This window comes from Mycobacterium sp. 852002-51057_SCH5723018 (assembly GCF_001667035.1).
In the GTDB taxonomy this organism is placed as follows: domain Bacteria; phylum Actinomycetota; class Actinomycetes; order Mycobacteriales; family Mycobacteriaceae; genus Mycobacterium.
The window spans coordinates 1-961 of the sequence record NZ_LZIR01000117.1; the positions used below are offsets into that span (position 1 = coordinate 1).

Annotated in this window: 1 protein-coding gene; it reads right to left on the bottom strand. The window is 69.1% G+C overall.

Translation table 11 applies throughout. From position 1 onward, the window contains the following. A partial coding sequence (mycP, locus tag A5764_RS23750; protein ID WP_067118147.1) for a type VII secretion-associated serine protease mycosin occupies window positions 1–961 on the bottom strand: 961 nt, incomplete at both ends.

Consider the following 961-nt stretch of genomic DNA (forward strand, 5'->3'; position numbering starts at 1 on the left):
ATGGCGATGTTGCGTGCCCGGTGGTCCGGCGGTGGAGGAGGCGGAGCCGGGGTGATCACCCGGCTGTGCGCACCCGGTGGCACCTTGTCGCCGGGTGGGATGTTGAACGTCAGGGCGGCGACCGGATCGACCAGCCCGTAGCCCACCTTGTTGTCGACCCCGGAAGGTGGGTTATGCGCCGACTGCACGATCCGATTAATCACCTGATGTGCGCTCAGCTCTGGGTATTTGGCGCGTACCAGCGCCGCGACGCCGCTGACGTATGCCGCCGAGAAGCTGGTGCCCCAGAACGGCATGTTCTTGTCGCCCGGCCTCGAAGGCGGGTAGGCGTTGACGGGGCCACCGCCCTGCGGCGAAAGACCCATGATGTGGGTGGCGGGCCCTGCCACCCCGACCCAGGGGCCCGACATGCTCTTGTCGATCGGGGCGCCGGTGGCGTCGACACCACCCACCGACAAGACATAGTCGGAGAACCACGACGGCGAGGAGATGACCTTGACCTGATGCCAGTCGCGCGGATCTGACGTGTCCAGCGGGTCGTACATCGGGTTGTTGTCGCAGCCGCCTTCGCCGTCGTTGCCGGCGGCGGCCACGATCACCGCGTCCTTGACGGTCGCCGCGTACCACACCGCCGCTCCCAGCGCCCGCTGGTCGGTCGATGACACCGCCGGCAGGCATGAGGTCACCGAAATGTTGATCACCTTGGCGCCCATGTTCGCCGCGTGAACCACCGCCCGCGCCAACGTGTTCAGCGTGCCGGCTTTGACCTTCTCGTCCGAGTTGGGATCGCCCGGCCCCGGATTGACCGGCTCGAAGGCCCGCGAGGACTGCCGGATCGAGATGATCGTCGCGTGCGGGGCGACGCCCACCACCCCGTCGGGGGCGCCCGGCGGGGGCGGCGGCACCGCGGGCTCGTCTTCGGTTTGCGGATCGGGCGGCCCGTTGGAGGGCGCCATCGCCC